The organism is Enterobacter sp. CM29 (assembly GCF_013179605.1).
Lineage (GTDB): Bacteria > Pseudomonadota > Gammaproteobacteria > Enterobacterales > Enterobacteriaceae > Enterobacter > Enterobacter intestinihominis.
In genome coordinates, this window is sequence record NZ_JABMCU010000017.1 from 1 (window position 1) to 25,438 (window position 25,438).

At 53.9% G+C, this 25,438-nt stretch carries 27 protein-coding genes; 7 read left to right on the plus strand and 20 right to left on the minus strand.

Features of this window, described 5'->3' with window-relative positions:
• From HP459_RS03925 to HP459_RS03940, 4 genes are all read right to left on the minus strand, one after another.
• A partial coding sequence (locus HP459_RS03925) for a fimbria/pilus outer membrane usher protein (RefSeq protein WP_171935956.1) occupies positions 1–1,270 on the minus strand: 1,270 nt, incomplete at its 3' end.
• Complete coding sequence (locus HP459_RS03930; protein WP_023300459.1) at positions 1,246–2,007, minus strand: molecular chaperone; 762 nt, start codon at positions 2,005–2,007, stop codon at positions 1,246–1,248. The genes HP459_RS03925 and HP459_RS03930, both read right to left, overlap by 25 nt.
• 16 nt (positions 2,008–2,023) lie before the next feature.
• Positions 2,024–2,569 (minus strand): spore coat U domain-containing protein, encoded by a 546-nt coding sequence (locus HP459_RS03935; protein WP_022648507.1) that lies wholly within the window; start codon positions 2,567–2,569, stop codon positions 2,024–2,026.
• A gap of 7 nt (positions 2,570–2,576) precedes the next feature.
• Positions 2,577–3,149 carry a spore coat protein U domain-containing protein gene (locus tag HP459_RS03940; protein WP_022648508.1) on the minus strand — a complete coding sequence of 191 codons (573 nt, stop codon included), beginning with the start codon at positions 3,147–3,149 and terminating at the stop codon, positions 2,577–2,579.
• Positions 3,150–3,576: 427 nt separating this feature from the next.
• Between HP459_RS03940 and HP459_RS03945 the strand changes: the two genes are divergently transcribed.
• Positions 3,577–4,836: a dicarboxylate/amino acid:cation symporter gene (locus HP459_RS03945; protein WP_022648509.1), complete on the plus strand. Its 1,260-nt coding sequence runs from the start codon at positions 3,577–3,579 to the stop codon at positions 4,834–4,836.
• A 96-nt stretch (positions 4,837–4,932) separates the two neighbouring features.
• Here the strand turns inward: HP459_RS03945 and cheW are convergent, their stop codons facing one another.
• The 6 genes from cheW to flhD form a co-directional block, all read right to left on the minus strand.
• Positions 4,933–5,436 (minus strand): chemotaxis protein CheW, encoded by a 504-nt coding sequence (cheW, locus tag HP459_RS03950; protein WP_003859699.1) that lies wholly within the window; start codon positions 5,434–5,436, stop codon positions 4,933–4,935.
• A 19-nt stretch (positions 5,437–5,455) separates the two neighbouring features.
• Positions 5,456–7,465 (minus strand): chemotaxis protein CheA, encoded by a 2,010-nt coding sequence (gene cheA, locus HP459_RS03955; RefSeq protein ID WP_022648510.1) that lies wholly within the window; start codon positions 7,463–7,465, stop codon positions 5,456–5,458.
• A gap of 4 nt (positions 7,466–7,469) precedes the next feature.
• A complete protein-coding gene (motB, locus tag HP459_RS03960; protein WP_022648511.1) occupies positions 7,470–8,399 on the minus strand; it encodes a flagellar motor protein MotB in 930 nt (309 codons plus the stop codon).
• Positions 8,396–9,283, minus strand: a complete 888-nt coding sequence (gene motA, locus HP459_RS03965) for a flagellar motor stator protein MotA (RefSeq protein WP_003859696.1) — start codon at positions 9,281–9,283, stop codon at positions 8,396–8,398. The genes motB and motA overlap by 4 nt, the downstream gene beginning before the upstream one ends.
• A gap of 123 nt (positions 9,284–9,406) precedes the next feature.
• Positions 9,407–9,985 (minus strand): flagellar transcriptional regulator FlhC, encoded by a 579-nt coding sequence (gene flhC, locus HP459_RS03970; RefSeq protein WP_022648512.1) that lies wholly within the window; start codon positions 9,983–9,985, stop codon positions 9,407–9,409.
• Positions 9,986–9,987: 2 nt separating this feature from the next.
• Positions 9,988–10,338, minus strand: coding sequence for a flagellar transcriptional regulator FlhD (gene flhD / locus HP459_RS03975; protein ID WP_003859693.1), 351 nt, complete (start codon positions 10,336–10,338; stop codon positions 9,988–9,990).
• 796 nt (positions 10,339–11,134) lie between these two features.
• On the opposite strand from flhD, the gene uspC reads away from it, so the two are divergent.
• Positions 11,135–11,563 (plus strand): universal stress protein UspC, encoded by a 429-nt coding sequence (gene uspC, locus HP459_RS03980; protein ID WP_022648513.1) that lies wholly within the window; start codon positions 11,135–11,137, stop codon positions 11,561–11,563.
• Between the two features lie 15 nt (positions 11,564–11,578).
• On the opposite strand, the gene otsA is transcribed toward uspC, so the two are convergent.
• The 6 genes from otsA to HP459_RS04010 all read right to left on the minus strand — a co-directional run bounded on the left by otsA (position 11,579) and on the right by HP459_RS04010 (position 18,379).
• Positions 11,579–13,003 (minus strand): alpha,alpha-trehalose-phosphate synthase, encoded by a 1,425-nt coding sequence (gene otsA / locus HP459_RS03985; RefSeq protein WP_022648514.1) that lies wholly within the window; start codon positions 13,001–13,003, stop codon positions 11,579–11,581.
• On the minus strand, positions 12,978–13,781 hold the full coding sequence (gene otsB / locus HP459_RS03990; RefSeq protein WP_022648515.1) for a trehalose-phosphatase: 804 nt from the start codon (positions 13,779–13,781) through the stop codon (positions 12,978–12,980). The genes otsA and otsB overlap by 26 nt, the downstream gene beginning before the upstream one ends.
• 153 nt (positions 13,782–13,934) lie before the next feature.
• Positions 13,935–14,915, minus strand: a complete 981-nt coding sequence (gene araH, locus HP459_RS03995; protein WP_022648516.1) for an arabinose ABC transporter permease AraH — start codon at positions 14,913–14,915, stop codon at positions 13,935–13,937.
• A gap of 14 nt (positions 14,916–14,929) precedes the next feature.
• Positions 14,930–16,444 (minus strand): L-arabinose ABC transporter ATP-binding protein AraG, encoded by a 1,515-nt coding sequence (araG, locus tag HP459_RS04000; RefSeq protein ID WP_171935957.1) that lies wholly within the window; start codon positions 16,442–16,444, stop codon positions 14,930–14,932.
• A gap of 71 nt (positions 16,445–16,515) precedes the next feature.
• Complete coding sequence (gene araF / locus HP459_RS04005) at positions 16,516–17,505, minus strand: arabinose ABC transporter substrate-binding protein AraF (RefSeq protein WP_023300466.1); 990 nt, start codon at positions 17,503–17,505, stop codon at positions 16,516–16,518.
• Between the two features lie 316 nt (positions 17,506–17,821).
• The gene (locus tag HP459_RS04010) at positions 17,822–18,379 is read right to left on the minus strand and encodes a DJ-1/PfpI family protein (RefSeq protein ID WP_048966695.1); all 558 of its coding nucleotides are present in this window, start codon (positions 18,377–18,379) and stop codon (positions 17,822–17,824) included.
• Positions 18,380–18,883: 504 nt separating this feature from the next.
• On the opposite strand from HP459_RS04010, the gene HP459_RS04015 reads away from it, so the two are divergent.
• Both HP459_RS04015 and HP459_RS04020 read left to right on the plus strand, forming a co-directional pair.
• Positions 18,884–19,387: a non-heme ferritin-like protein gene (locus HP459_RS04015; protein WP_022648520.1), complete on the plus strand. Its 504-nt coding sequence runs from the start codon at positions 18,884–18,886 to the stop codon at positions 19,385–19,387.
• A gap of 141 nt (positions 19,388–19,528) precedes the next feature.
• Positions 19,529–20,872 (plus strand): anaerobic C4-dicarboxylate transporter, encoded by a 1,344-nt coding sequence (locus HP459_RS04020; protein ID WP_022648521.1) that lies wholly within the window; start codon positions 19,529–19,531, stop codon positions 20,870–20,872.
• Between the two features lie 80 nt (positions 20,873–20,952).
• On the opposite strand, the gene HP459_RS04025 is transcribed toward HP459_RS04020, so the two are convergent.
• Positions 20,953–21,204 carry a DUF2766 family protein gene (locus HP459_RS04025; RefSeq protein WP_003859683.1) on the minus strand — a complete coding sequence of 84 codons (252 nt, stop codon included), beginning with the start codon at positions 21,202–21,204 and terminating at the stop codon, positions 20,953–20,955.
• Between the two features lie 106 nt (positions 21,205–21,310).
• On the minus strand, positions 21,311–21,394 hold the full coding sequence (gene azuC / locus HP459_RS04030) for a stress response protein AzuC (protein WP_003859682.1): 84 nt from the start codon (positions 21,392–21,394) through the stop codon (positions 21,311–21,313).
• A 214-nt stretch (positions 21,395–21,608) separates the two neighbouring features.
• Here azuC and HP459_RS04035 point away from each other — a divergent pair, with 214 nt between their 5' ends.
• On the plus strand, positions 21,609–23,027 hold the full coding sequence (locus HP459_RS04035) for an MFS transporter (RefSeq protein ID WP_154849258.1): 1,419 nt from the start codon (positions 21,609–21,611) through the stop codon (positions 23,025–23,027).
• A gap of 41 nt (positions 23,028–23,068) precedes the next feature.
• Here HP459_RS04035 and HP459_RS04040 read toward each other — a convergent pair whose 3' ends face one another.
• Positions 23,069–23,707 (minus strand): RpiB/LacA/LacB family sugar-phosphate isomerase, encoded by a 639-nt coding sequence (locus HP459_RS04040; RefSeq protein ID WP_003859680.1) that lies wholly within the window; start codon positions 23,705–23,707, stop codon positions 23,069–23,071.
• Positions 23,708–23,952: 245 nt separating this feature from the next.
• On the opposite strand from HP459_RS04040, the gene yecR reads away from it, so the two are divergent.
• Both yecR and ftnA read left to right on the plus strand, forming a co-directional pair.
• Positions 23,953–24,291: a YecR family lipoprotein gene (gene yecR, locus HP459_RS04045; protein ID WP_022648524.1), complete on the plus strand. Its 339-nt coding sequence runs from the start codon at positions 23,953–23,955 to the stop codon at positions 24,289–24,291.
• A gap of 200 nt (positions 24,292–24,491) precedes the next feature.
• Positions 24,492–24,989: a non-heme ferritin gene (ftnA, locus tag HP459_RS04050; protein ID WP_022648525.1), complete on the plus strand. Its 498-nt coding sequence runs from the start codon at positions 24,492–24,494 to the stop codon at positions 24,987–24,989.
• 36 nt (positions 24,990–25,025) lie between these two features.
• On the opposite strand, the gene HP459_RS04055 is transcribed toward ftnA, so the two are convergent.
• Positions 25,026–25,265 carry a YecH family metal-binding protein gene (locus HP459_RS04055; RefSeq protein WP_032622412.1) on the minus strand — a complete coding sequence of 80 codons (240 nt, stop codon included), beginning with the start codon at positions 25,263–25,265 and terminating at the stop codon, positions 25,026–25,028.
• Positions 25,266–25,438 lie beyond the last annotated feature (173 nt).

Here is a 25,438-nt window from a genome sequence, read left to right on the forward strand (position 1 = left end):
CTACGCTAAACTCGCTGGTGCTGTACTGATAGCCCCAGTTCATCTGGCCCCCTTCGTCGCCGCGCATCCGGCTTTGGGTATAAGACGTGTTCACCACGCCAAAACGCCCGAGCTTCAGCACCGTGCCCGCGCCGCCGAGCGCCAGCGACTCCGCCCCTTCCGCATGCCCCTCCAGCGTCAGCCAGTCGGTCACCCCGTAGCGATACGATCCGCTGCCCGCCGCCGGGCCATAGTCAAAATTCTCTATACCGTAGTTGCGCCGCAGGCTGCCCAGCGTCACGGCGCCGTCGCTTAACCCCTGCTTCAGCAGATCGCTGCTGACATAAAACGGCAGCGTGGTGCTCACCTGACGTCCCAGCGCGTCGGTGGTGACCAGTACCGCATCCCCTGCGCCGTTGATGTACGGCAGGTTAGTGAGGGTAAACGGCCCCGGCTGAAGGCGGGTGGAGCCGGAACGGTAGCCATTAATAAAGAGATCGACCGAGGTCGGGACGGCCGCCTCACCGGAAAACGCCGGCAGCGGCCAGGTCACCAGATCCGGACGCAGGGAGAAGTCGCGCCCGTAGCTGATCCCGCCCATCCGCACGCTGGTGCTCCAGCTCAGCGCATCGCTGATGACGTCCCCGACGGTCCAGGTGGTGGCATCCTCCTCGTTGGTGATCAGCAGGGTTGAGTCATAGCGCACGTATCCTTCCTGCTGCCCGCTGCTTCCGGCGAAATTCTGTCGGGCGTACCCTGTCGAAGAAAACGAATAGTCTTCGTTGAAATAGCGGAACTCATGCCACACCGACGCCTGGCCGCCCGTGTGCTCGGTATGGTTGGTATAAACGTCGTAGTTGAGCAGCGCGCCCCGGCCATAATGCGGCTTGCTTTGCGCGCTCTGACCGCTAAACGACGTGATCCGCGCCGCAACCCAGTCCCGGGGGACCGTCAGCATGAGCCGCTGGGCGCTGCTGTCATACTCTACGCGTACCGATGAGAGCGTTGAAAGGTTCACCTCTCCGGCAGGCACATGCTCCTGCGGCAGTCCGGCGCGAAGCAAATCCGCTCCTGAAATAAACCAGGCGCCCTCGCGCTGCGTCACCGGCACCACCAGACCCGTGTCATAGTGGTTCAGCACCAGAGCGAGCTGGAATACAGCTTCGCCGTTCATCGTCCGCGCGTCCGGCGGCGGCGGTAAACTGTCGTCGCCGGTTTCGGCAAATGCGCTGGTACTGACGCAAAGCAGGATCATCATCGCCGGTTTCAGTTGACGGGCGTCGATTGCCATTGCGTATCCCTGGCATTAATTTGCGCGCTCATCCGATTCGGCTGATAAATCCCTGCCGGAAGCGGCCAGCTTCGGGTGCTGCCTGGCAGCACATAACCCAGCAGCCCCTCGGCAACCGTGCGTTTTTGCCCGCCCTGCTCAACCGCAACCTGGCTGAGCCTGACGTGAACGTTCCCCTGATTGCGGACCTCAAGCGCAGGTTTCCCCTCCTCCTGAATGACCCGCCAGTTGAGCTGCTGAGTGTTCGCCAGCGCGTGATGCTCTCCTTCGTTGAGGGTGGGGATCCCCTGTCCATAAACAAATAAGGGAATGGAATAGCGCATTTGCAGTTTGAGGCCCATAGACGGTTCCGCTTTTGCATCCGGCTGGGGAATCTCATCCACAATGATGCGGTAGGCTTGCTCGACGCCGGACGGGATCGTCCCCTGCTTAATCAGGCGAATAAGCTGTTTACTGCCTTTAGCGATAGTCACGATCGGCGGGCTGGCGACCACATCCTGCTGGGCGGTGTAACGCTCATATCCGCCCTCCTGTTTCCAGCGCACAATGCGTATCTGCATTGTCGTGGCGCTGTTGCCCTGATTTTGGATCCACAATTCAGTTGCTCTGGCGTCTGCCGAAAGCCACGGATCGATAGGCCAAAGAAGAATGGTTGCGGCTGCTTGCGCCTTAACCGCTGTAAGGGCCGTTATCCCCAACAGACTCAACAGGCCTGACCGCCTGAAAAATGGCTTCATCAATGCTCTCCCTTTCCTACCATGACAAGGTCACGGTGAGTTGATCTGAATACGTTCCTGACGGGCTAAACCCGGTCAAAAGCGCGACGCCAAAAAGAGGCAGCGCGATGTTATTGCTGTTGGTATAGGTAATCGGTATTGCCTGGTTAACCCCAATTTCACTGTTTGCGGCCAGAGAGCTGCTGCTGTAGAGCCGGTAACCGACCACTTCAGTCCCGCCTGAACGCGTCATCCGCCGCACAGAGCTATAATTCTGACCGCCGTTAATGCTCATACTTAGCGCCACACCCGGTGTGCAGGCGATGGACAACGCGCCGTCGGCAACAAAGCTGGTGCTGACCGGTGCGCTCTCCACGCCGCTGCGGGTCCCGAAATTCAGCGTACCGAAACGCCCGCCGGTGCCGGTGCTCACCGAGCATCCAGGCACAACCGTCGCGCTCACCCTGAATGACTGAGACGTCACCGCCCCGGCGTCTGGGATCAACATCAGCCCGACCAACAGGGTCAAAAAAGGGTGCACGACGCCCTCTGCGCTGTCGCGCAGACATAACAATGCCTTCATGGCTGAATCAGTAGGTGACGCTGACGTTAATCGTGTCGGTATAGGTTCCCGGTACGACCGTCACGCTATTGCCGCCGCCCGTAATGCGTGCATAGAGGGTGTAGCTATCCACCCCACCCGCAGTAGAGGCGACCGGCAACGCGGCATTGTTCGCAACCACGTTGTTGTAACCGCTATCGCTGAACAGGCTGTAGGCAACGCCCTGCGCCGCATTGGCGGTGTTGACCAGATAGCGGCCCGGCGTACCTGGGGTGCCGACAACGGTTCCGGGTGCGGTAGCGTTAGTGTTGCCGGTGATCGCCACCGTGTAACTGGCAGTGGTACATTGAATGGTAAAGGTGTTTCCTCCGCTGGCACCGGTTAACTGGGTTGTCAGGGTGGAGAATGTTGCAGGATGAGTGCCGAAATCGAGCGTCCCGAAGTTAATGCCGTTTTGCGTTGGCGAGCCGTTGATCAAGCAGCCGTTGGTCAGCGTCAACGTCGCGCCGATAGTGCCGCTACTGGTGACCGCGAGAGCCTGACCGACCGTTGCCGCCGTCAGCAGCGTTCCCGCGCAGATAAAAAGAAGTTTTCTTTTCATTTACCACCCTCCAGAAGAAATATAGGTTCGCTTGCCATATTTTATTCATACTGTTCAGTATGTTAGCCCCGCTTAAACATTCCCCGGCGCGGTTACTGAGAATTTAGTTTATGGTTAGCACTTCAACCACTTTCATCAAAAAGAGGGCAACCCCGCTCGAATTAACAGGTTATTAACAAACATTACAAAGGGTTAGCAAAAAAAAATGGGCATTATTCTTGCTTAACTTGAGGATATATCGCCTGTAGTGTGATCTGAGTCACAATATATCGTCATGATAAAAACAACGAATTTCATAAAAATTAAAAACAAGTTGTAACTCACGCAGCTTTACTTCAATTTATGCCCCGAATATTTTCCTGCGCTTAAATAAAAATTTTGTATGCATTGACGCAGGAAACTCTTTTAGCGCATAGAGGATCTTTTTGTGGCAAGTGCAAACAAACTCACGCTCTTCATCGTGATTTTCATGCTGGCGGGCATTCTTTCCGGTGCGGCGATCCATGAGTATGCTTCGCCCGACGCGATACAGGCCTGGTCGGAGAACATCACCCTGCTGACCGATATTTTCCTGCGGCTGATCAAGATGGTGATAGCCCCGCTGGTGTTCAGCACCCTGACGGTGGGCATTATGAGGCTGGGTGAAACGTCTACGATTGGGCGCGTCGGGGGTAAAGCGATGGTGTGGTTTATCAGCTCATCCGTACTTTCCATTCTGGTGGGGCTGTTTATTGTTACCCTTGAACAACCCGGCAGCGGTCTGAACCTGAGCATTCCGACAGAGACGGTTGATACCGGCCTGGCCGTGAGCGGGATGTCGCTGAAAGCCTTCCTGTCACACACCATTCCAACCAGCATTGCCGGCGCGATGGCGAACAATGAGATCCTGCAAATTGTGGTCTTCTCGATGTTCTTCGGCATTGGCGGCGCGTCACTGGGCCAAAAATTCAACGCCCCGCTGGTCGCGGCGCTGGATGTGGTATCCCACATTATGCTGAAGGTGACGGGCTACGTGATGTACGTTGCGCCGCTGGCCATTTTCGCGGCGATTTCGTCCGTCATTGCCACCCAGGGGCTGGGCATTTTGCTGAACTATGCCTCGTTTATTGGCGGTTATTATGTGGCGATCCTCCTGACCTGTCTTGTATTGCTGGCCGTGGGTTACATGGTACTGAAGAAAGAGATTTTCCGTCTGGTGGCGATGCTGAAAGATCCGGTGCTGGTGGCGTTTACCACCAGCAGCTCTGAAGCGGCATACCCAAAAACGCTGGAGCAGTTAGCGCGCTTTGGTTGTTCACGGAATATCGCCTCTTTCGTCCTGCCGATCGGCTACTCGTTTAACCTGGTCGGCTCCATGGTGTACTGCTCGTTCGCCTCAATGTTTATTGCCCAGGCGTACAACATTCACCTGAGTTTTACCGAGGTGACGGTGCTGATGTTAACGCTGATGCTGGCCTCGAAGGGCATTGCGGGCGTACCGCGCTCGTCGCTGGTGGTGCTGGCGGCAACCATTCCGAGCTTTAACATTCCGGTAGCCGGGATCCTGCTGCTGATGGGGATTGACCATTTCCTGGATATGGGGAGATCGGCCATTAACGTGCTGGGGAACGGGATTGCGACGGCGATGCTGTCGCAGAATGAAGGGGCGCGGGAAGCGGAGGCAGAGCTGGTGGAGCAGGAGGCGTAAAGATACAAAAGAGCCGGGTGGCGCTGGCGCGTACCCGGCCTACGTGTTCGAGCCATTTGTAGGCCGGGTAAGGCGAAGCCGCCACCCGGCATTATTTTATGCCACGTGATTCGCCGCAATATCCAGCAGCGCCATCTCTTCGCTGTTCAGCAGCTTCTCAATATTCACCAGAATCAGCATACGCTCGCCGAGCGCACCCAGCCCTGTCAGGTATTCCGTCGACAGCGTGACCGCAAACTCCGGCGCAGGACGGATTTGATCGGCGGTCAGCGACAGCACATCTGACACGCCGTCCACCACAATCCCCACCACGCGCTGCCCCAGATTCAGAACAATCACCACCGTGTTATCGTTGTACTCCACATCGCCCTGGCTGAACTTCACGCGCAGATCCACGATAGGCACAATCACACCGCGCAGGTTGGTCACACCCTTGATAAACGCTGGCGTGTTCGCGATGCGCGTTACCTGATCGTACCCGCGAATTTCCTGCACTTTCAGGATGTCGATACCGTACTCTTCATCACCTAAAGTGAAAACCAGGAATTCCTGCCCAGATGGCTCGCCCGCCAGTTTCGTTACGTTACTCATACCGGTCATGTTATTACCTTTTACTTAATCAGGCGGCTGTGTTCGCCACACGTTGTTCACGATTTAATCCCTGAAGTGCCGATACATCGACGATCAGCGCGACGCTACCATCACCCAGGATGGTGGCAGCAGAGATCCCCGGCACTTTGCGGTAGTTACTTTCCAGGTTCTTAACCACCACCTGATGCTGACCAATCAGCTGATCGACCAGCAGCGCGTAGCGGCGACCGGCGCTTTGCAGGATCACAACGATACCCTGCGTGGCCTCGGTTTTTGCCCCGTCCACTTCGAACACTTTCCACAGTTCCACCAGCGGCAGGTACTCGCCGCGCACTTCGAGCACGCGCTCGCCGCCCGCCAGCGGATGCAGATCTTCTTCGCGCGGCTGGAGGGATTCCATCACCGCGTTCAGCGGCAGAATAAAGACTTCGTCCGCCACTTTAACGGACATGCCGTCAAGAATGGCCAGCGTCAGCGGCAGCAGGATACGGATCGTGGTGCCCGCGCCCTGCTTAGACTGGATCTCAACGTGACCGCCCATCTCCTGAATGTTACGTTTCACCACGTCCATGCCCACGCCGCGGCCGGAAACGTCGGTGACCTGCTCTGCGGTTGAGAAGCCCGGGGCAAAAATCAGCATGCCCACTTCTTCGTCAGTCATGTTTTCGTTGACCGCCATGCCCTGCGAAATCGCCTTCGCCAGAATGCGCTCGCGGTTCAGGCCCGCGCCGTCATCGGTCACTTCGATGCAGATGTTGCCGCCCTGATGTTCTGCTGACAGGATCAGGTTGCCCACTGGCGATTTTCCGGCTGCCACGCGGTTTTCCGGCAGCTCAATGCCGTGGTCGAGGCTGTTACGCACCAGGTGCGTTAACGGGTCGATAATGCGTTCAATCAGGCTCTTATCCAGCTCGGTGGAGCTGCCCATCAGCGTGAGTTCGATCTGTTTGTTGAGCTTGCTGGCCAGGTCGCGCACCAGGCGCGGGAAGCGGCTGAAGACATATTCCATCGGCATCATGCGGATGGACATCACCGATTCCTGCAAATCGCGGGCGTTACGTTGTAACTGGCCCATGCTGGTGATGAGATCGCCGTGGGTCACCGGGTCCAGCTCGTTGGAGCGCTGGGCCAGCATCGACTGGGTGATCACCAGTTCACCCACCAGGTTGATCAGCTGATCCACTTTCTCTACCGCCACGCGAATGCTTGTGGACTCGCTGGAACGCGCCGCCGGTTTTTCACCGCGGGCCGGGGCAGCCGTCTCTTTGGGCACGGCTTTCAGTGCAGGGGCAGCGGCAACTACCGCAGGGGCAATTTCTGCCGGCGCGGGCACTTCAACGGCCGCCGCCTCGGTTTCAAACGCAATTTGATCCGCTTCAATCACGAAGCACAGCACCGCCACAATGTCATCCTGGCCGATCCCGCCGTCGAGCGTCGCGGCCAGGCTGTCTTTACCCTTCACCACGTTGCTGAGCGTCGCCAGGTTACCCAGCTCCTCTTCCAGCAGGTTGACCTCGTTCTCTTTCAGCCGTGACAGCACTACGCGCAATTTTCCTGCGGGCGCATCAGGCGCACTGTCTGGTTTGGCCGCGGCGTCAACAACGCTCAGTTTTGCCGCAGGGACAACGGGCGCAGACGCCTCACCTTTGGCTTCCAGCGCTAACTGACGCAGCGCGTTGCAGATGTATTCAAAGCTGGCGGCATCAGGCTCTGCCGAACTTTTATAGGCGTCGAGCTGTTCCTGCATAATATCTTTCGTTTCCAAAAACAGGTTGATAATGTCGGTATTGAGCTGCATCTCACCGCGTCGTGCTTCATCCAGCAGGTTTTCCATTAAATGGGTCGTTTCCTGCAAAATGGTAAATCCAAACGTTCCGGCTCCGCCTTTAATGGAATGCGCCGCACGGAAGATGGCGTTGAGCTGTTCTGAGTCCGGTGCCTCGGGCACCAGATCCAGCAAATGTTGCTCCATATCGGCCAACAATTCGTCGGCTTCATCAAAAAATGTCTGGTAAAAATCGGTAATATCCATGCTCACGCTATCACCTCGGATTGGCTGGTGGCGATGTTGGAACGGCAGCCGAAGGGACGGCCCCAGGCTGTTTTAAATCGTCCAGTGACTCATTCTGACTTTCGGCGTTTTCATGCAGGATGGCCTGCTCCGCCTGCTGGTTCAGCACTAAAAGACTGATACGACGGTTGATGGCGTCATCCGGTCCGCGGTCGGTCAGGCGCATGGTTGCAGCCATGCCGACCACGCGCAGGACCTTGCCATCATCAAGCCCACCCGCCACCAGCTCGCGACGCGAGGCGTTGGCGCGATCGGCAGAAAGCTCCCAGTTGCTGTATCCCTTCTCTCCCGTGGCGTACGGGAAATCATCCGTGTGACCGGAGAGGCTAACGCGGTTCGGAATGCCGTTCAGCACCGGTGCAATCGCACGCAGAATATCGCGCATGTAGGGCTCCACGTCGGCACTGCCGGTTTTGAACATCGGTCGGTTCTGGCTGTCGATGATCTGAATACGCAGCCCTTCCTGCACCAGGTCAATTTTCAGATGCGGACGCAGCGCGCGCAGTTTAGGGTCCGCCTCAATCAGCTGATCCAGGTCACCGCGCAGTTTTTTCAGGCGCGCCTGCTCCATCCGTTTTTTCAGCTCATCGATGTTAGGCTGTTTTTTCACTTCGCCCTGCTGCTGGGTGTAATCGTCACCGCCGCCGGGGATCGGGCTGTCGCTGTTCGATATGCGCGGCCCGCCGGTGACCGCCGTCGCCAGCGGCGTTCTGAAATATTCCGCAATCTGAATAAGCTCTTTCGGGCTGGAGATGGAGATCAGCCACATCACCAGAAAGAAGGCCATCATGGCGGTCATAAAGTCGGCGTACGCGATCTTCCATGAGCCGTGAGAACCGTGCCCGTGCCCCTTATGCTTGCGTTTTTTTACGATGACGATCGGATGGGACTGGTTTTTCATGCGTCCTCAGTTGTCGTCTGTTGGTTGGGGTTTTTAACCGCGCGCACGTGTTCTTCAAGCTCGATAAACGACGGACGCTCGCTGGAGTACAGCGTTTTACGGCCAAATTCGACGGCGATCGGTGGTGCGTAACCGTTGAGGTTGGAGAGCAGCGTGATCTTCACGCACTGCATCATTTTGGTGGTTTCCGCGCTCTTTTGACGCAGAACGCTCGCCAGCGGGGAGATAAAACCGTACGCCAGCAAGATACCGAGGAACGTCCCCACCATTGCGTGGGCAATCAGGGCGCCCAGTTCAGCCGCCGGGCGATCCGCCGAGGCCAGGGCATGAACGACGCCCATGACCGCCGCCACTATACCGAACGCCGGAAGCGAGTCGCCCACCAGCGCCAGGCTGTTGGCCGGCACTTCGGATTCGCTCTCGTGGGTTTCGATCTCTTCGTCCATCAGGGCTTCAATTTCGAAGGTGTTCATGTTGCCGCTGATGATCAGTCGCAGGTAATCGACGATAAAATCGAGCATCATCGCGTCAGCCAAAATACGCGGGTAGCTGGCGAAAATTTCGCTCTCTTTCGGGTTTTCAATGTCCCGCTCCAGCGAGAACATTCCTTGCTGACGTGACTTCGCCATCAGGCGATAGAGCAGCGCCAGAAGATCCATATACATGCTTTTGGTGTATTTCGAGCGACGAAACAGCAGCGGAATCGCCTTCAGCGTGCCCTTGATCGATTTACCGTTGTTACCAACGATAAAAGCCCCTACCCCTGCACCGCCGATGATGACAAGTTCAGCCGGTTGATAGAGTGCTCCAAGGTGCCCGCCGGTCATCATGTAACCGCCGAAAACTGTACCGAGAACTACCAGGTAACCTAATAAGATAAGCACGACATCATCCTTCCGCTAGTGACTATGGCAGGACGTTCATTTCGAGCGCGTGACCTGAACGCAGGGTAAAAAAAAGCAGCGGTAATCGCTTACCGCTGCTGGAATCTTGCCCACAGGTTCGGGTTAAACAGCGTGTTCGATCTGTTCATCCAGCAGTTGTGGAATAATATCGGCAGCATCCCGGGAAAGTTTACGTCTTTTTACGGCTCGGGATGGAGGCTGGCATAAACTACAGGCGAAGCTGCCCGCAGGCTGGTGCGCGTGGGTAATAAAATTGCCGTCACAGCAGTTGCAGCGCGACAATTCAAGCATTCCGCTTTCAACAAAACGCACCAGCGTCCATGCGCGGGTCAGCGCCAGCAGGGGTCCCTGTTCCTGCTGCGGGCATTGCTCAAGGTAAAGTTTGTAGGCTTTAATCACGGCATCCACGCCGCTGCATAAGCCCGTTTTAAGCAGGTACTGCCAGGCGTTACAGAACATGGAAGCATGGATGTTCTGCTCCCAGGTCATGAACCAGTCAGTCGAAAACGGCAGCATGCCTTTTGGCGGTGGGCTACCACGCAATTCTTTGTACAGCTTGATCAAACGACCACGGCTCAGTTGCGTCTCGCTTTCCAGCATTTGTAAACGCGCACCCAGCGTGATGAGTTCCATTGCCAGCTGGATATCACGGGCTTCCTGAACAATGCTTTTTTCGCTCATTGTTAAGCCCTTTTCTTCCGGGCTACGTCGTCAGGCTGGCTGATTTCGTTGAGCAGGCGGGTGGAGAGAAGAATACCGGTGTGGATCTGTTGCAGATCGTCCACGCGGGATTCCTGAGTCAGACGCGTAATGGTCTGCGGGTTATCGAAACGGAACTGGCAGACAAGCTGATTGGTTTCAGCCAGCTTGACCATCTGCGGAAGTGTTAATCCCCCCAGCATGGTTGCCATCTCTTCGTTAACACCCAGACGAAACATCGCTGACGGTTTGTCCTGACTAATCAAACGCTGCGCGAGCAATAAATACGACAAATTGATGTCGTAAATATGTTTTAGCAACTCGGATGTATGCATTTTTCCCATCCCGAATAACCAACTATTATTTTTATGCGGAAAGACCGCACCCCGTGATGTCGCCGGGAAATCACCCGGTATAAAAAGAAAAGGCCAAATGCATAGTTGAATTTAGGTTTGTACGTCGTAAAGCGCGTGACCGGTTAACATGGCCAAAATGTCGGTTACACATTTTATCTTTTCTTACAAATAACTAAGATTTTTCCTAATTCGACGCAAACTCTACTCGTCAGTTTTGACACATACAATGCAGCCCCCCCTGGAATTTAAAAAAAATGTGATCTGCGTCACATAATTTACGCGAATGTAACCCATAAATCCATCAGCGTGACTTGTAATTTGAGTGTTTTTTATCCAACCCAAGCTTGTTTATATTCTTCAGGAACGAATACTCATGCATCCGGCCGGGGGAATTGGGTCTGGGAAATGTAAAGACAGGGCAAATCCGCATTGATCTGCTATGGGGAAAACTTCACGTTGAAACTACCATTAATTAATAAAGTAAAAACAGTAGGTTAACGCTGGCAACACAAAAATCAGTTTCGTTGCGTAACGATCTACGCCGGGTTGATGATGAGTTAAGGCGAGTTAACCACCCGGAAGGGAAAATGTGTAATTTACGTTAAGCTGTTAATTTTTTTCATTTAGGCCATCTTTTCAGTTATTCTTCTTATAAGAATAATTAATGAATAATTATGATAAGCTTCACACTAATGACGCATTCACCTCTTGCAGTAATGGCAGTTTCGCGGTAAAGCTGGGGAAACTTGTCATTCTGACATCAAAGGAGTGCGTGATGAGTTACTCCCATCTGCTTGTTTCAGTTGCTGTTTCTCCCGAAAGCCACCAGCTTGTCGCCCGAGCCGTATCCATCGCCCGCCCCGCCAATGCCCGCATCAGCCTGATCACGCTGGCCGCGGAACCCGAAATGTATAATCAGCTGGCTGCGCCGATGCTGGAAGATATACGTGAGGTATTGCAGGAGGAAACGCACCAATTCCTGCAAGAGTTGGTGGAGAGGGCAGACTATCCGATTCATCAGACCGTTATCGCGACCGGTGAATTAAGCGCGCATATACTCGACATCTGTCAGAAAGAGAATATTGACCTGGTTATTTGCGGAAATCATAACCAGAGTTTTTTTTCTCGTGCGGCATGCTCGGCAAAATCTATCGTTTCGTCAAGCCAGGTTGATGTCCTGCTGGTGCCTCTTGGGGGCAATTAATGCCCCCGGAGAAAATCAGGCGAGTTTAGGGAAGGTCGCGATCTTTTTTTGCAGATCACCTTCCTGACTTTGCGGCTGGATCGCGCGCAAATCGTCAATAAAACGCGCCTGCCAGCGGTTAATATCATTCTTCATGATGGTCTCCATCATTTCCGAATGGCGTGAAATACGTTCCGCAAGCGGCATAGTTAACGCACGGTTCAGGGCATTTGCCACGTCATCGCGATCGTAAGGGTTTACAATCAGCGCTGAGGTTAACTCGTTTGCCGCACCGGCAAATTGAGACAGCACCAGCACACCCGGGTCAGCAGGATCTTGTGCTGCAACATACTCTTTTGCCACCAGATTCATCCCGTCGCGTAGGGGCGTGACCAGCCCGACGTCCGCATAGCGGAACACTTTCATTAGAATTTTGCGCTCAAAGTGCTGATTCAAATAGAAAAGTGGTGTCCAGCCAAGCTGCCCGTAGCGCCCGTTGATGCGCCCTGCTTCGGTCTCAAGCTGGTGACGGATATCCTGATAGGCCTGAACCTCACCGCGTGAGGTCGGCGCTATCTGGGTATAACGAATCTTGCCGTGATGCTGCGGGAATTTTTCCAGCAGGGTTTCGTACGCGAGGAATCGCTCCGGCAACCCTTTGGAATAATCAAGTCGTTCAACCGAAAAGATATTCTTAACGTGCTTGAGTTCATCCTTAAGCTGGGCAAGCTTCGGAGGCAATGGACCGGAGGCCTGCTCGGCAATTTCGTCTGGCTCAATACCAATCGGGTAGACCTCGGTATGGAAATTACGTCCCCACGCGGTGTGAGATTTGCCGCCGTGAGTGACCAGTCGGGTTTTACCGGACACGCTGTCGAGGAAGGCCAGCCTGTCGTTTTCCGTCTGGAAACCGAGCAGGTCGTAATCGGACAGCGCCTCAAGGATCTCTTCATGCTGCGGCAGTGCCGTGAAAATCTCCGGCGTCGGGAAAGGGATGTGCAGGAAAAAACCGATTCGGTTATTCACACCACGTTTTCGCAGCTCTCTGGCGAAAGGCAGCAGATGGTAATCGTGGATCCATAAAATATCGTCTTCTTCGATCAGCGGCAGCAGTTTATCTGCCAGCAGCGCATTAACGCGCATATAGCCTTCATAGGATTCACGCTGGAATTTCACCAGGTCCAGACGATAGTGAAACGCTGGCCACAGCACGGCGTTTGAGAACTCGGAATAATATTCATCATAGTCCTTCTCACTGAGTGCGAAGGAAGCCCACGTGATATTGCCCCGTGACACCTTTTTAAGCGGTTTCTCATCATTACTGATTTCCCCGCTCCAGCCAAACCAGAGACCACCCGCGGCTTTGAGGGCACCTAATACCCCGACCGCCAGGCCACCGGCACTGGCTTTTTTATCATCCGGCGGTGCGATGCGATTAGAGACGACGACTAAGCGACCCATAATGATTTCTCCCGTTGTTTTGCGCTATTTGTTGTTGTTGCTGGTTAGCGACATCAGATATCCACTGCCAGACGCTGGCGACGTTTTCCAGCCGCCATCCGGCAACGGTTTCACCCGGCCCTACCTTGACAGACATGCCACTGGCCTGGTTTACCACGCTGAACCCGGCCTCGTCGGTCAGGTCATCCCCAAAAAATACTGGCGTACGCCCTTTAAACGGCGCTTCCGCCATAAACGCTGCAATGGCAGCGCCTTTATTAATTCCTGCTGGTTTAATCTCGACCACACATTTACCGGGCTGTAACGCCAGCTCCGGATGGGCTTCCGCCACGCTTCTTGCTACCGAAAAGATCGCCGCCTCATGGTGAGGCGCCTGACGGTAGTGCAGCGCAAAGGCCATGCCTTTGGCTTCCAGTTCCGTACCGGGAAGCAGTTCCAGAGCAGAAGAGAGTTGCGCATGCAGCGCCTGAACCAGCGTATCGGGGAGTGAAACTATATGCAGTTGATCATGGATATCGCGGCGCTCCGCTCCGTGCACACCGGCCAGCGGAAAGTGATAAGGACTGGCGAGCACATCCAGCTCGGCCATTGAGCGCCCTGAAATCAATGCCAGTGCCCCCTCGTTCTGTCGGGAGAGCTGCTGCAAATTCTCTAACACCAGATCCGGTACAACGACGTCGTCAGGATGCGGTTCAATTCCGGCGAGCGTCCCGTCGAGGTCAAAAAAGAAAGCAAATTTTCCGGGCAGTACAGGCGGTGCGGTTAACAAGTCAGCCACCCTAATCCTCCTTACAGTGAACAAAACAGCCATGTAAGTATAGACAGTGTGACGGCGCTCGCCATTTAGCAACGGGCCCGTCAGCATAACTGGCGGGCCGGTCAGTGGGTCAACTATGGTTAATAGTTGAGCAGATAAGTGGCTAAAAATAAATCAGACGGTACGCTTAGCTTTTTGCTTGTAACGGTCGAAGATCACTGCTGCCAGCAGGATCAGGCCGCGTACAACGTACTGAGAGAACGGAGAAATATTAAGCAGGTTCATGGCGTTCTCCACGGTCCCCAGAATCAGGATCCCCGCCACCACATATGAGATTTTTCCGATGCCGCCCTTGAGGGATACGCCCCCCAATACGCAGGCTGAAATGACAATCAGCTCATAACCGATAGAGGTCATTGGCTGGCCGCTGGTCATACGCGACGCCAGAATAATCCCCGCCGCTGCCGACACCAGCCCGGAAAGCACAAAGATAATGATCTTGGTCCGTACGACCGGGACACCCGCCAGACGCGCCGCTTCCTCGTTCCCGCCAATCGCCAGGGTATTACGACCAAAGGTGGTGCGGTTAAGCAGGAAACCAAACAGGATCAGACAGGCTACCGTCAGCCAGATAGGCGCAGGCAAGCCCAGCCAGTTGGCATAGCCCAGCGTAAAGAAGCGCTCGTCTTCAATCCCCACCGCCTTACCGTCGGAGATGATATAGGCCAGACCGCGCACGATTTGCATGGTCGCAAGCGTCGTGATCAGGGCGTTAATCTTCAGGCGCGCAATCACAAAGCCGTTCACCAGACCGCTCAGCACGCCGAGCATCAGCCCCGCCAGCACGCCGATCCACAGGCTTTCGGTCATATTGATCACCACGGCAGTGGTGACCCCGGCACAGGCAATCACCGAGGCGACCGACAGGTCAAAATCGCCGGAGGCCAGGCAGAATAGCATTCCGCAGGCCACCATGCCGGACATGGAGATGGCCAGCCCCAGCCCCTTCATGTTGATGAAGGTCGCGAAGTTTGGCACAAAAATCGCGCACGCAACGAACAGGGCGGCAAAAACCACCAACATGCCGTACTGGTCCCAGATGCGGCCAAAACTGAAAGCCGACTTCGGCGCTCCGGATGTAGTAACAGAGGACATCATTGACTCCTTACTCAGGCGACAGCCTGGCTAACTTTAGGCATGGCGAGACTCAACGCCTGTTGTTCATTCGCCTGTTCATGCAGCAATTCACCGGCAATTTCGCCTTCACGCATCACTACAATGCGGTCGGCGACGCCCAGCACCTCGGGCAGATCGCTGGAGGCGAACAGCACCGCCACGCCGCGTTTTGCCAGCTCATAGATGACGTTATAGATTTCGTGTTTCGCCCCCACGTCGATACCGCGCGTTGGTTCATCCAGCAAAATGACCTTCATGTCTTCCGACAGCCAGCGCCCCAGAATGGCTTTTTGCTGGTTGCCGCCGGACAAATTCATGATCAGCTGTTCAGCCCCGGGAGTTTTGATGTTCAGCGAACGGATATGGTGATCAGCGTTGCTCGCCTCCCAGCCGTCGTTAATCAGACATCCCGCGCGGATGAACTTGCGCCGGGCAGAGATGTTGATGTTGTCGCGCACCGAGTGCACTGGAATAATGCCTTCGGCCTTTCGATCCTCCGGACAGAGCATGATGCCCGCGTTAATCGCCTGCGCAGGCTTCTGTATATCGACCTTTTTCCCGTCGACGAAGACCTGGCCCTGGGTAATGCGCGTACCGCCAAACAGCCCTTTCATCAGCTCGCTGCGCCCTGCCCCGACAAGGCCAAACAGCCCGACGATTTCGCCGCTGCGCACCGAGAGTGAAATAGGTGTGCGCACGCCTGGGGCTTTAACGCTATCCAGACGCAGACGCTCAGGGCCGTACTCGCGCGGCTTCCAGTGGTAAATATCCCCGAGATCGCGCCCGACCATCGCCTGCACCAGCTGGTCATGATTGACCTGCTGCATATCGGTGAAGGTGCGCACGTAGCGGCCATCCTTAAACACGGTAATGGCATCGCTTAAGGCAAAAATCTCTTCCATACGGTGGGAGACGTACAGAATGATGCGGCCCTCTTTGCGCAGCTCGCGGATCACGCGAAAGAGGTTTTCAATTTCACGCGCCGAGAGCGAGCTGGTTGGCTCGTCAAAAGCGATGATCTTGGCGTTACGCGCCAGCGCTTTGGCAATTTCCACCATCTGCCACTGGCCGATGGAGAGATACTTAAGGGGCGTTTGCGGATCGACATCCAGCCCAAGGTGCCTGAGCTGCAAGCCCGCTTCATAGTTGAGCAGCGAGCGGTTGACCACGCCGCTTTTATGCGGAAGCTGGCCCAGGTAGATGTTCTCCGCCACGGTCATTTCAGGAATGAGATGCAGCTCCTGATAGATGATGGCGACGCCCGCGTTTAACGCTGCCGTGGTATCGGCAAAGGCCACCTCTTCGCCGCGAATGGCCAGCGTGCCGGTGGTGGGCGTGTAGTTGCCGCTGAGAATTTTTAGCAGCGTGGATTTTCCCGCGCCGTTCTCCCCCATCAGGGCATGAACCTGGCCGGCATAGCAGTCGAAGCTGATATCGGTCAGCGCGTTTACGCCGGGGAATGTTTTACCGATGCTGCGGAAAGAGAGATACGGATCAGACTGTTGCATAACGACTCCGTGATTCCTGTAGTGTGTACGTCAGGCCCCTCACGGCGTGTGAGGGGCGCAATCACAGCGTATTACTTACCGCCCAGTCCTTTTTTCGCCAGCTCCTCTTTGAAATTATCGCGGGTGATCAGCACCACATCGGTTACTTCGGTGAATTTCGGCGGCTCAACCCCCTTGGTCACCCAGTTGTAAAGCATTTCGCTGGATTTATAGCCGTGGACATCCGGGCTTGGCAGCAGAGAGCCGTAGAAGCCGGTCGCCTGCGCTTTAGACAGTTCGCTCACGGCGTCCACGCCGTTGATGCCGATCCCAATAATGTCCGGTGCTTTAAAACCCTGGCCTTCCGTTGCACGCACGCCGCCCAGCACGGTGTTATCGTTCATCCCCACCACCAGCCAGTGTTTCACCTCCGGATGCTGGACGAGCATAGAGTTCGCCGCATCAAAGGCGCCCGGGATATCGTTGGATTTGGTCGGGACTTTGTAGATTTGTTTTTCCGGGAAGCCAGCCGCTTTTAGCGCGTCCATGGAGCCCGTGGTGCGACGACGGGCGGTATCCAGCTCGTCAGCGGTAATCGCCATCACGGCGGTCTCTTTTACATCCCAGCCGCGTTTTTGCATCTCTTTATAGAGCTCCTGGCCCTGACGCTCGCCGATTTTGGTGGCCGCCATCATCACCAGCGGAACGGTATCCATCGGTTTGCCTTTGGCATTCACGAACTGATCGTCCACCGCAATCACTTTCATGTCATAACCGCGCGCTTTCGCGGCAATCGCTGAACCCAGCTTTGGATCCGGCGTACAGATAACGAAACCTTTCGCGCCGCTCGCCGCCAGGCTATCAATGGCGTTAAGCGTTTTCTCGCCGTCAGGTACGGCGATTTTAATTACCTCAAATCCCAAATCTTTTCCGGCTTTATCAGCAAATTTCCATTCGGTCTGGAACCACGGTTCTTCCGGCTGTTTAACCAGAAAACCGAGCTTTAAATTTTCAGCGATAGCGGATTGTGACATAACGGCAGCCAGGCCGATGGCCGCCAGCGCTTTAGTAAATTTGTGCATGGTAAACTCCAGCTTTAGCATTCTTATCTGTAGGGAATAATGGCGAACAATTTATTTAATCGGACTTAAAACAAGGCATTAGCGCTTACCTCGTCATAAGCGTTATTGCTGGTGATAGTTTTAGCGGGAAATTAATCATCCATAAGAGAGCGACATCACACCGCAGAATTACAGTAATTGCGTACATAAATTCAGCGAAAAATGACATAAAAAAGGACGTAATTGTCCTACAAATGGAAAGGAGTTAAGCAGGATTATCCATAAGGTCAGCTAAGAAATCCCTGTAACCCGGACGCCTTAGCGTCCGGCAGAAAATTTACCAGCGGTAATAGATGTGTTCAGCATGATCGCGCACGGGGGCATCGTCGCCCAACAGACGCGCAGAGAGCGTCAGCGCAAAGTCAAAAGCGTGCCCCAGCCCCTTGCCGCTGATGAGGTTGTTATCCTCCACCACCGGCGCATCCACATATACTCCATCATCAACGGTCTGCCAAAGATCGCCGGAACAGACGTAGCGCCGCCCCTTCAGTAGCCCGTTTGCGCCCAGCACCCGCGCAGCCGCAGAGCAGATCGGGCAGATGAGTTTGCCGTGCTCGTCATGCGCGGAAACAAAGCGGATCACCTCCTGGTTAGCCGCAAGATTGATACTCCCCTGCGGCCCACCGGGTAACACGACCGCGTCATACAGCCTATTAATACGTTCCGTTAATGTACTGTCAGCCACCATGGGGATATTGTGGTAACTCACTACCGCACGGGACTCCGCGCAGGCCAGCGTTTCCACCTCAATCTGCAAGCGACGCAGGATATCAACTGTGATAATCGCTTCTGCTTCTTCAAAACCAGGTGCCAGCAGCACCGCAACTTTTGTCATCATAAACCCCTACAAGTGAAAAGATATAAAACATCGTTTCATTTTCCAGATTTGTTAGATAACAATCTTACGACGCGATCACAGAACCGTATATTGCGGGAAAATTGATTTAGCTCAAATTTGCTACAGCAGGATATATTTGCAGTTATTATTTCTGATTTAACACTTTCACAGAATTTCCCGCCACAGAAGGTTTCCTGAAACGATAAAAATGGGAAGAACTGATTTTAATATCATTAAAATCATATAGATAAAAAATATTTTATCTCGCCACCTGTTTTCTGTTCTGCGCTATATTTAAATTTGTAATGTATGGTAAACACAGCCCAACTAAGAGTTTTCTTAATTCCAAGAGAAGCGTATGCTTATTTAAATCGAACACAGGACGTGAATTTTCGAGTTTGTTTACCTTGCAGAAATCTTTTTCTGTTATTCAATCGTCAGTACCTGCCGGGTCAGGTTTAGTAGCGGACATCAAGTCCCACAGTCAATAAGGATATGAGTATGACTACCCAAACGATGATGCAAAAACTGAATGCCCAGATGAACCTGGAGTTTTATGCTTCAAATCTGCATCTGCATTTGAGCGCCTGGTGTTCCAGAAAAAGCCTCAACGGCACTGCCACCTTCTTTCGTACTCAGGCGCAAAGTAACGTCACGCACATGATGCGTGTCTTTAACTTTTTGAAAGCCATCGGCGCCAATCCCACAGTCAAAGAGCTTGAAACGATTGAAGATAATTACTCCTCTCTGGAGGAACTGTTCCAGAAAACGCTTGAAGAGTATGAGCAACGCTGTACAAAGCTGAACAAGCTGGCCGATGAAGCCAAAGCGCAACAGGACATCATTACCCTCAAGTTTTTACGTGATATGGACAGAGAGCAGCAGCAGGATGGCATGCTGCTGAAAACGCTCGCAGACGAAATCCGCAACGCGAAACGCGCGGGGATCTGTCTGGAGCAGACGGACCGCCATCTTCTCGACATAGCTACCGTGCAACACCACTAAGTCCCTTCACCCGCTCCCGTCAGGGAGTGGGTGCCAACTCCCTGCTTTTGCTGACATTTAACAAATCAGATCTTGCTCCCAATGAATAACCACACATCGTGTAATGATTTGTTTAATTACATTCATTAACGAGGGAGCATCATGATCACCATTGAGTTTATTGTCATTATCCTCTGCCTGCTGGTAGGTACCCGCTTCGGCGGGATGGGCCTGGGGCTGATAAGCGGCATCGGCCTGTTTATTTTGAGTTTTGTCTTTGGTCTGCAACCCGGTAAACCGCCGGTTGACGTGATGCTCACGATCCTCGCCGTCATCGGCTGCGCGGCAACACTACAGACCGCCGGTGGCCTGAACGTGATGATGCAATTCGCAGAGCGCCTGCTGCGAAAACATCCCCAGCACATCACCCTTCTCGCGCCGTTTACCACCTGGATGTTGACCTTTCTCTGCGGGACCGGCCACGTCGTCTACACTATGTTTCCCATTATCGCGGATATCGCCCTGAAAAAAGGCATTCGCCCGGAACGGCCGATGGCGGTGGCCTCGGTGGCCTCACAGATGGCGATCACCGCCTCCCCCGTTTCCGTGGCCGTCGTTTCGCTGGTCTCAATTCTGGGTGCGCAGCACGGTATCGGCCACGCGTGGGGGATCCTCGAAATCCTCGCCGTTTCCGTACCGGCCTCACTGTCTGGCGTCGCCATTGCGGCACTGTGGAGCCTGCGCCGGGGGAAAAACCTCGCAGACGATCCTGAATTTCAGGAAAAGCTGAAAGATCCGAAACAGCGTGAGTTTATCTATGGGGGAACGGAGACGTTGATGGATCAGCGTTTCCCTAAACAGGCCTACTGGTCAACGTGGATCTTCTTCGCCGGGATTGCGGTTGTGGTCCTGCTGGGTGCGTTGCCCGAGTTGCGTCCGGCGTTTGAGATCAAAGGCAAAATGACGGCCCTGTCGATGAACCTTGTCATTCAAATGATGATGCTTATTGCCGGGGCCATCATGCTGATGACCTGTAAGGTTAATGCGTCGGCCATTTCAAACGGAGCGGTATTTAAGGCGGGGATGGTCGCCATCTTCTCGGTGTTTGGCGTGGCATGGATGAGCGATACCTTTTTCCAGGCGCATCTCGACGAACTGAAAATGGCACTGGAGGGGGTAGTGAAGAGTCATCCCTGGACGTATGCCATCGTGTTGTTTCTGGTGTCGAAACTGGTCAACAGCCAGGCCGCGGCCTTAACCGCAGTCGCCCCGATGGGGTTGATGTTAGGCATCGATCCGAAAATGCTGGTGGCCTTCTTCCCGGCCTCCTACGGCTACTTTGTGCTGCCCACCTATCCGAGCGATCTGGCCTGTATTGGATTCGATCGCTCCGGCACCACCCGCATCGGTAAATTCATCATCAACCACAGCTTTATTCTGCCGGGTCTGATTGGCGTCAGCTGTGCCTGCGTGGTGAGCTATCTGCTGGTGCAGACGTTCTTTTGAGCCTTCTGTGGGCGACAGACTCTGTCGCCCTTCGACGTAAAATCAGAAAACGGTTTCTAATTTTAAAACATCGGTTTATTTTAATGTGACTCACCCTGCGGCGTGAAGCGCAGTTCAATCAGCGCGATCGCTTTCTGGATCGCGCGGAGCGTAACCGGGTCCGCCGCAGCAGGATGATTGGTGAAATCGATGTTTTTTAGCTGGGTCGACATCTTTTCGCGTACCTCAACCGGCGCGATAACGTCAATCACATCAAGGATTTGTTTGATAACCAGCTGGCAGGCGACGACGTCAGATACCAGTTCCTGATCGGCGCTCAGGTTTTGTGACATGGGGTTCTCCTTATTCAAAGGCCGCCATAGTAGCAAAACAGACGCCCTTCCATCTCCCTCTCGTCGTCCGCAGACATAAAAAAACCTGCCGAAGCAGGTTTTTTTATCAGAACATCGCACCCGGTGGGACGTCTTTAAACGTTGTGCAGTAGTTAGCCCACATGCTTTTCAGGATTTTGCGCAGTTTCATTATGTTGCTCCAGTAACGTGTTATGCAGGTGTTATTATCAATACGCTTATAATATGACCGCCATCACAAAAATCAACCATTTTGTGACCTGCATCACGGTTAATAAACCCTCAGTGCTGCCAGTTTGTTAAAAAAAGGCATGATAAATCCGCAGGTTACAGACTTATAAATTCCAGTAAATTTTTATAAAATTTTTTGAGCGGGCAGGAAGAGAATGAGTGAAAACGTATCCGGCAAAGAGAGCCATGGATTATCGCCTGCGGCACTGCTGGTGGCCGGTGCTTTCTTTATGGAGTTTCTGGACGGGACGGTGATCGCCACCGCATTGCCGGATATGGCAAAAAGCTTTGGCATACAGGCCGTGGATCTGAATATCGGCATCAGCGCCTACCTGATCACCCTTGCCGTGCTGATCCCCGCCAGCGGCTGGATCGCCGACCGTTTCGGCGCGCGAAAAATATTTGCCCTCGCGCTGGCGATCTTCACGCTGGCCTCGGTATTTTGCGGCCTGTCCACCACGCTCGAGGAGTTTGTCGCAATGCGCGTCTTCCAGGGCATGGGTGGCGCGCTGATGGTGCCTGTGGGTCGCCTGGCCGTGTTACGTACAACGCCAAAGCATCAGCTCATCACGGCAATCGCCACCCTGACGTGGCCTGCGCTGGTCGCGCCGATCATCGGCCCGCCGCTGGGCGGGTTCATTACAAGCTATGCCGACTGGCGCTGGATCTTCTTTATTAACGTGCCGCTGGGGATAATCGCCATTTTGCTGGCACTGCGAATCATTCCAGACCTGCATGAAGATACGCGCCGACCGTTTGATTTACCGGGTTTTGTGGTCACCACCCTTGCCATGGTGAGCCTGGTTTATGCGATGGAGTTGATGGGCGCAGAGCCTCTGCGGATAGAATTAACTGCCACGCTGTTTATCGTCGGTGTCGTCGCGTTGAGCCTGGCGCTTCGCCACTTTAAGCGGGCAACCTGGCCGATGATCAGGCTCGATGCGATGCAAGTGCCGACGTTTCGCGTCACCCTGTACGGCGGATCGCTGTTTCGCGCCTCCATCAGCGCGGTTCCGTTCCTGTTACCGCTGATGTTCCAGGTCGGCTTTGGCATGGACGCGTTCCATTCTGGCCTGCTGGTGCTGGCCGTTTTCGTAGGCAATCTCACCATTAAACCGGCGACGACGCCCCTGATCCGCAGCCTGGGGTTTAAGCGGCTGTTGCTGATTAACGGTTCACTGAATGTCCTGGCGCTGCTGGCCTGCGCCTTTCTTACGCCGCAGACTCCTGTGTGGCTCGTCATGCTGATCCTCTATCTGGGTGGCGTTTTTCGTTCGATCCAGTTTACAGCCATCAGTACGCTGGCCTTTGCGGATGTACCCTCTGCGCAGATGAGCTATGCCAATACGCTGTTTTCAACCGCAACGCAGCTTGCCGTGGGACTTGGGATCACGCTCGGGGCAATTGGTATTCGTATCGGGGAAAAAGTCAGTGAGACGATGGGGATTGCCGGCATGCCGGGAATGAGCTTCCGGCTGGCATTTGTGGCGATCGCGCTGATCTGCCTGGTGGGAATGGTTGACACGCTGCGTCTGACCAAAAATGCAGGCAGCACGGTATCATCGAAAAAGTAAGGCTCTGTGCCGGGCGGCAACGCACCGCCCGGCAAAGGAAATCAGCCAACAATACCGCGTACGAAGGCTTCGATCTCTTTGTCCTGGCAGTTCTCGAAGAAGCACTGCTGGAAGCGCTGGCCTGAGACGGCGGTTTTAACCAGCTCAGGATCGATTGCACGCAGGGTATCCAGATAGTTTTCTTTTACCACCGCCGCTTTCACCTGGTTCAGAATACCGGCGTTACGCACCTGCGGCTCCTTACGCTCTGGTGGATAGCCTTCGCCATTGCGTCCGGTAAACGCTTTCTCAAAGATAAAGCGTACGTTCAGTTCTGCCCCCCAGCCGAAGCCCTTCGCAAACGGCAGAGAAAGCGCGTTACCGTTGTTGATTTGCGCGAACAGGAAAGCATCCGCAGGATCGATGCAGTAACCGCAAATCACACCCGGATGGATGTTCAGGGACATTAACGCGCCCTGCCCGGTACCGCAGCCGGTGACAACAAAATCAACGGCTTTTGCGTTAAGCAGAATGCTCGCCATGATGCCCAGGTGAATATAAGTGAGATGATGATCGTTCTCATCACTCATACCGACGTTATAGACCGGGAAACCTTTCTCATCAGCAACGGCTTTCAGCTCATTAAGGATGATGGGATTCTTAGCGGCCTGGCTGTTTTCCATCATCAGTGCAATTTTCATCTTGTCTCTCCTGAATGCATGGCGGGCGATCCCGCTGTGGCTACCTTTTCAACATAACCTTACTATCAAACAAACGCACTTTCAAATTAAGTGAAAACTTGTTTTAAAAAACAAAGATGCGCTCACAATTTCGCGCGGTGGCCCGGCTCGTTGTAGAGTGAAAGGGCAGATCCTCCGGCTATTCCGGCCATTGTGTCCCGTCGCGTTGGTTACAATGGCGTATTTCCCGTCACGCAGAGTGAAACATGAAACGTGTAATCATAGCCGGAACGATCCTGTTGCTCGCCGGGTGCAGCATCAACCGTCAGGCAGAAGTCAGTAGTACGGATGCCCCAAACGGAATTGTGCGCCTCGACTATGGCCAGACCATGCTGCAAAACGCCTGGTCTGATGACTATGTTAATAACGGTACGGCAACAAAGGCCTGCCAACGTATGGGCTACGCCTCCGCGTCAGCCTACGGGCAGCCGATTAAAACCTGCACCCTGATCAGCGGTTCACTCTGTCTGAACGAAAGTGTGACCATTCAGTATAAATGTCAGGGATATGCCGTTACCTCTTCCAGCCAGAATCCGTGGTATTAACCGCGACTGCCAGTCACGCTGGCAGTTTATTTAATAAGAACAAAAACAATTCTCATTAATAAATACAAATGGCGGCAATGCGTTTTATTCCCATTCGTATTTTTAATAAATAAATATTTATTTTACTTTTTGCAAATAATTAAATAACAAATTATAGTGTCGCTCATCGTGAACCAGAATTAATAAACCGGAGCTGCACCATGTTAAAAACTGAAATGATCGACAAGCTCAATGCGCAAATGAATCTTGAGCTATTTTCTTCCCTGCTTTATCAGCAGATGAGCGCCTGGTGCAGCTATCACAGCTTTGAAGGGGCTGCCGCCTTCCTGCGTCGTCATGCCCAGGAAGAGATGACGCACATGCAGCGTCTGTTTGATTACCTGACGGACACCGGCAGCCTGCCGCGCATTGATAACGTGGTATCGCCTTTCGCCGAGTACGGCTCTCTTGATGAACTGTTCCGTGCCACCTATGAGCACGAACAGCTGATCACCCAGAAAATAAATGAATTGGCTCATGCCGCCATGACCAGTCAGGATTATCCAACCTTTAATTTCCTTCAGTGGTATGTGGCTGAACAGCACGAAGAAGAGAAGCTGTTTAAATCCGTGCTGGATAAATTATCTCTGGCAGGTAAATCCGGGGAAGGTCTGTACTTCATTGATAAAGAGCTGTCGACGCTCGACACGCAGAATTAATAGAAAAGCGGTGCTGAGTTTTCAGCACCGCTTTATTCAATGTCGGCAAATTTTACTTTCGTGCGTGGAAAATCCGTCTGCTGCCGGAATGAATTTTCCGCGCGCCGCCAGAAACGCCACCAGCTCCGCGGCTGTCATTTCCGAAGCTGAACAGGTATGGAAACGCGCCGCTTCGCCAAAGCGGGCATGTATCGCCTCAACCAGACTCTCCTTCGTATAACGCTCACCTGACTCAATCATCATATTCAGCACGTCGTGTCCGTGAATTGACATCATTACCTCTCGCAAATAAAAAGCAGACTAAATGCTCCCTCCACGACACGCTTTGCGCTGGCGCAGGTTCCCCCTTTCTTTTTGTAAATTAATCATTACACCCTATGTAACGGTGATTTGACGAGATGGTGCTTTTCCCTTACTCTGCGCCGCAGAATGAGTCGCGGTATGGAAGC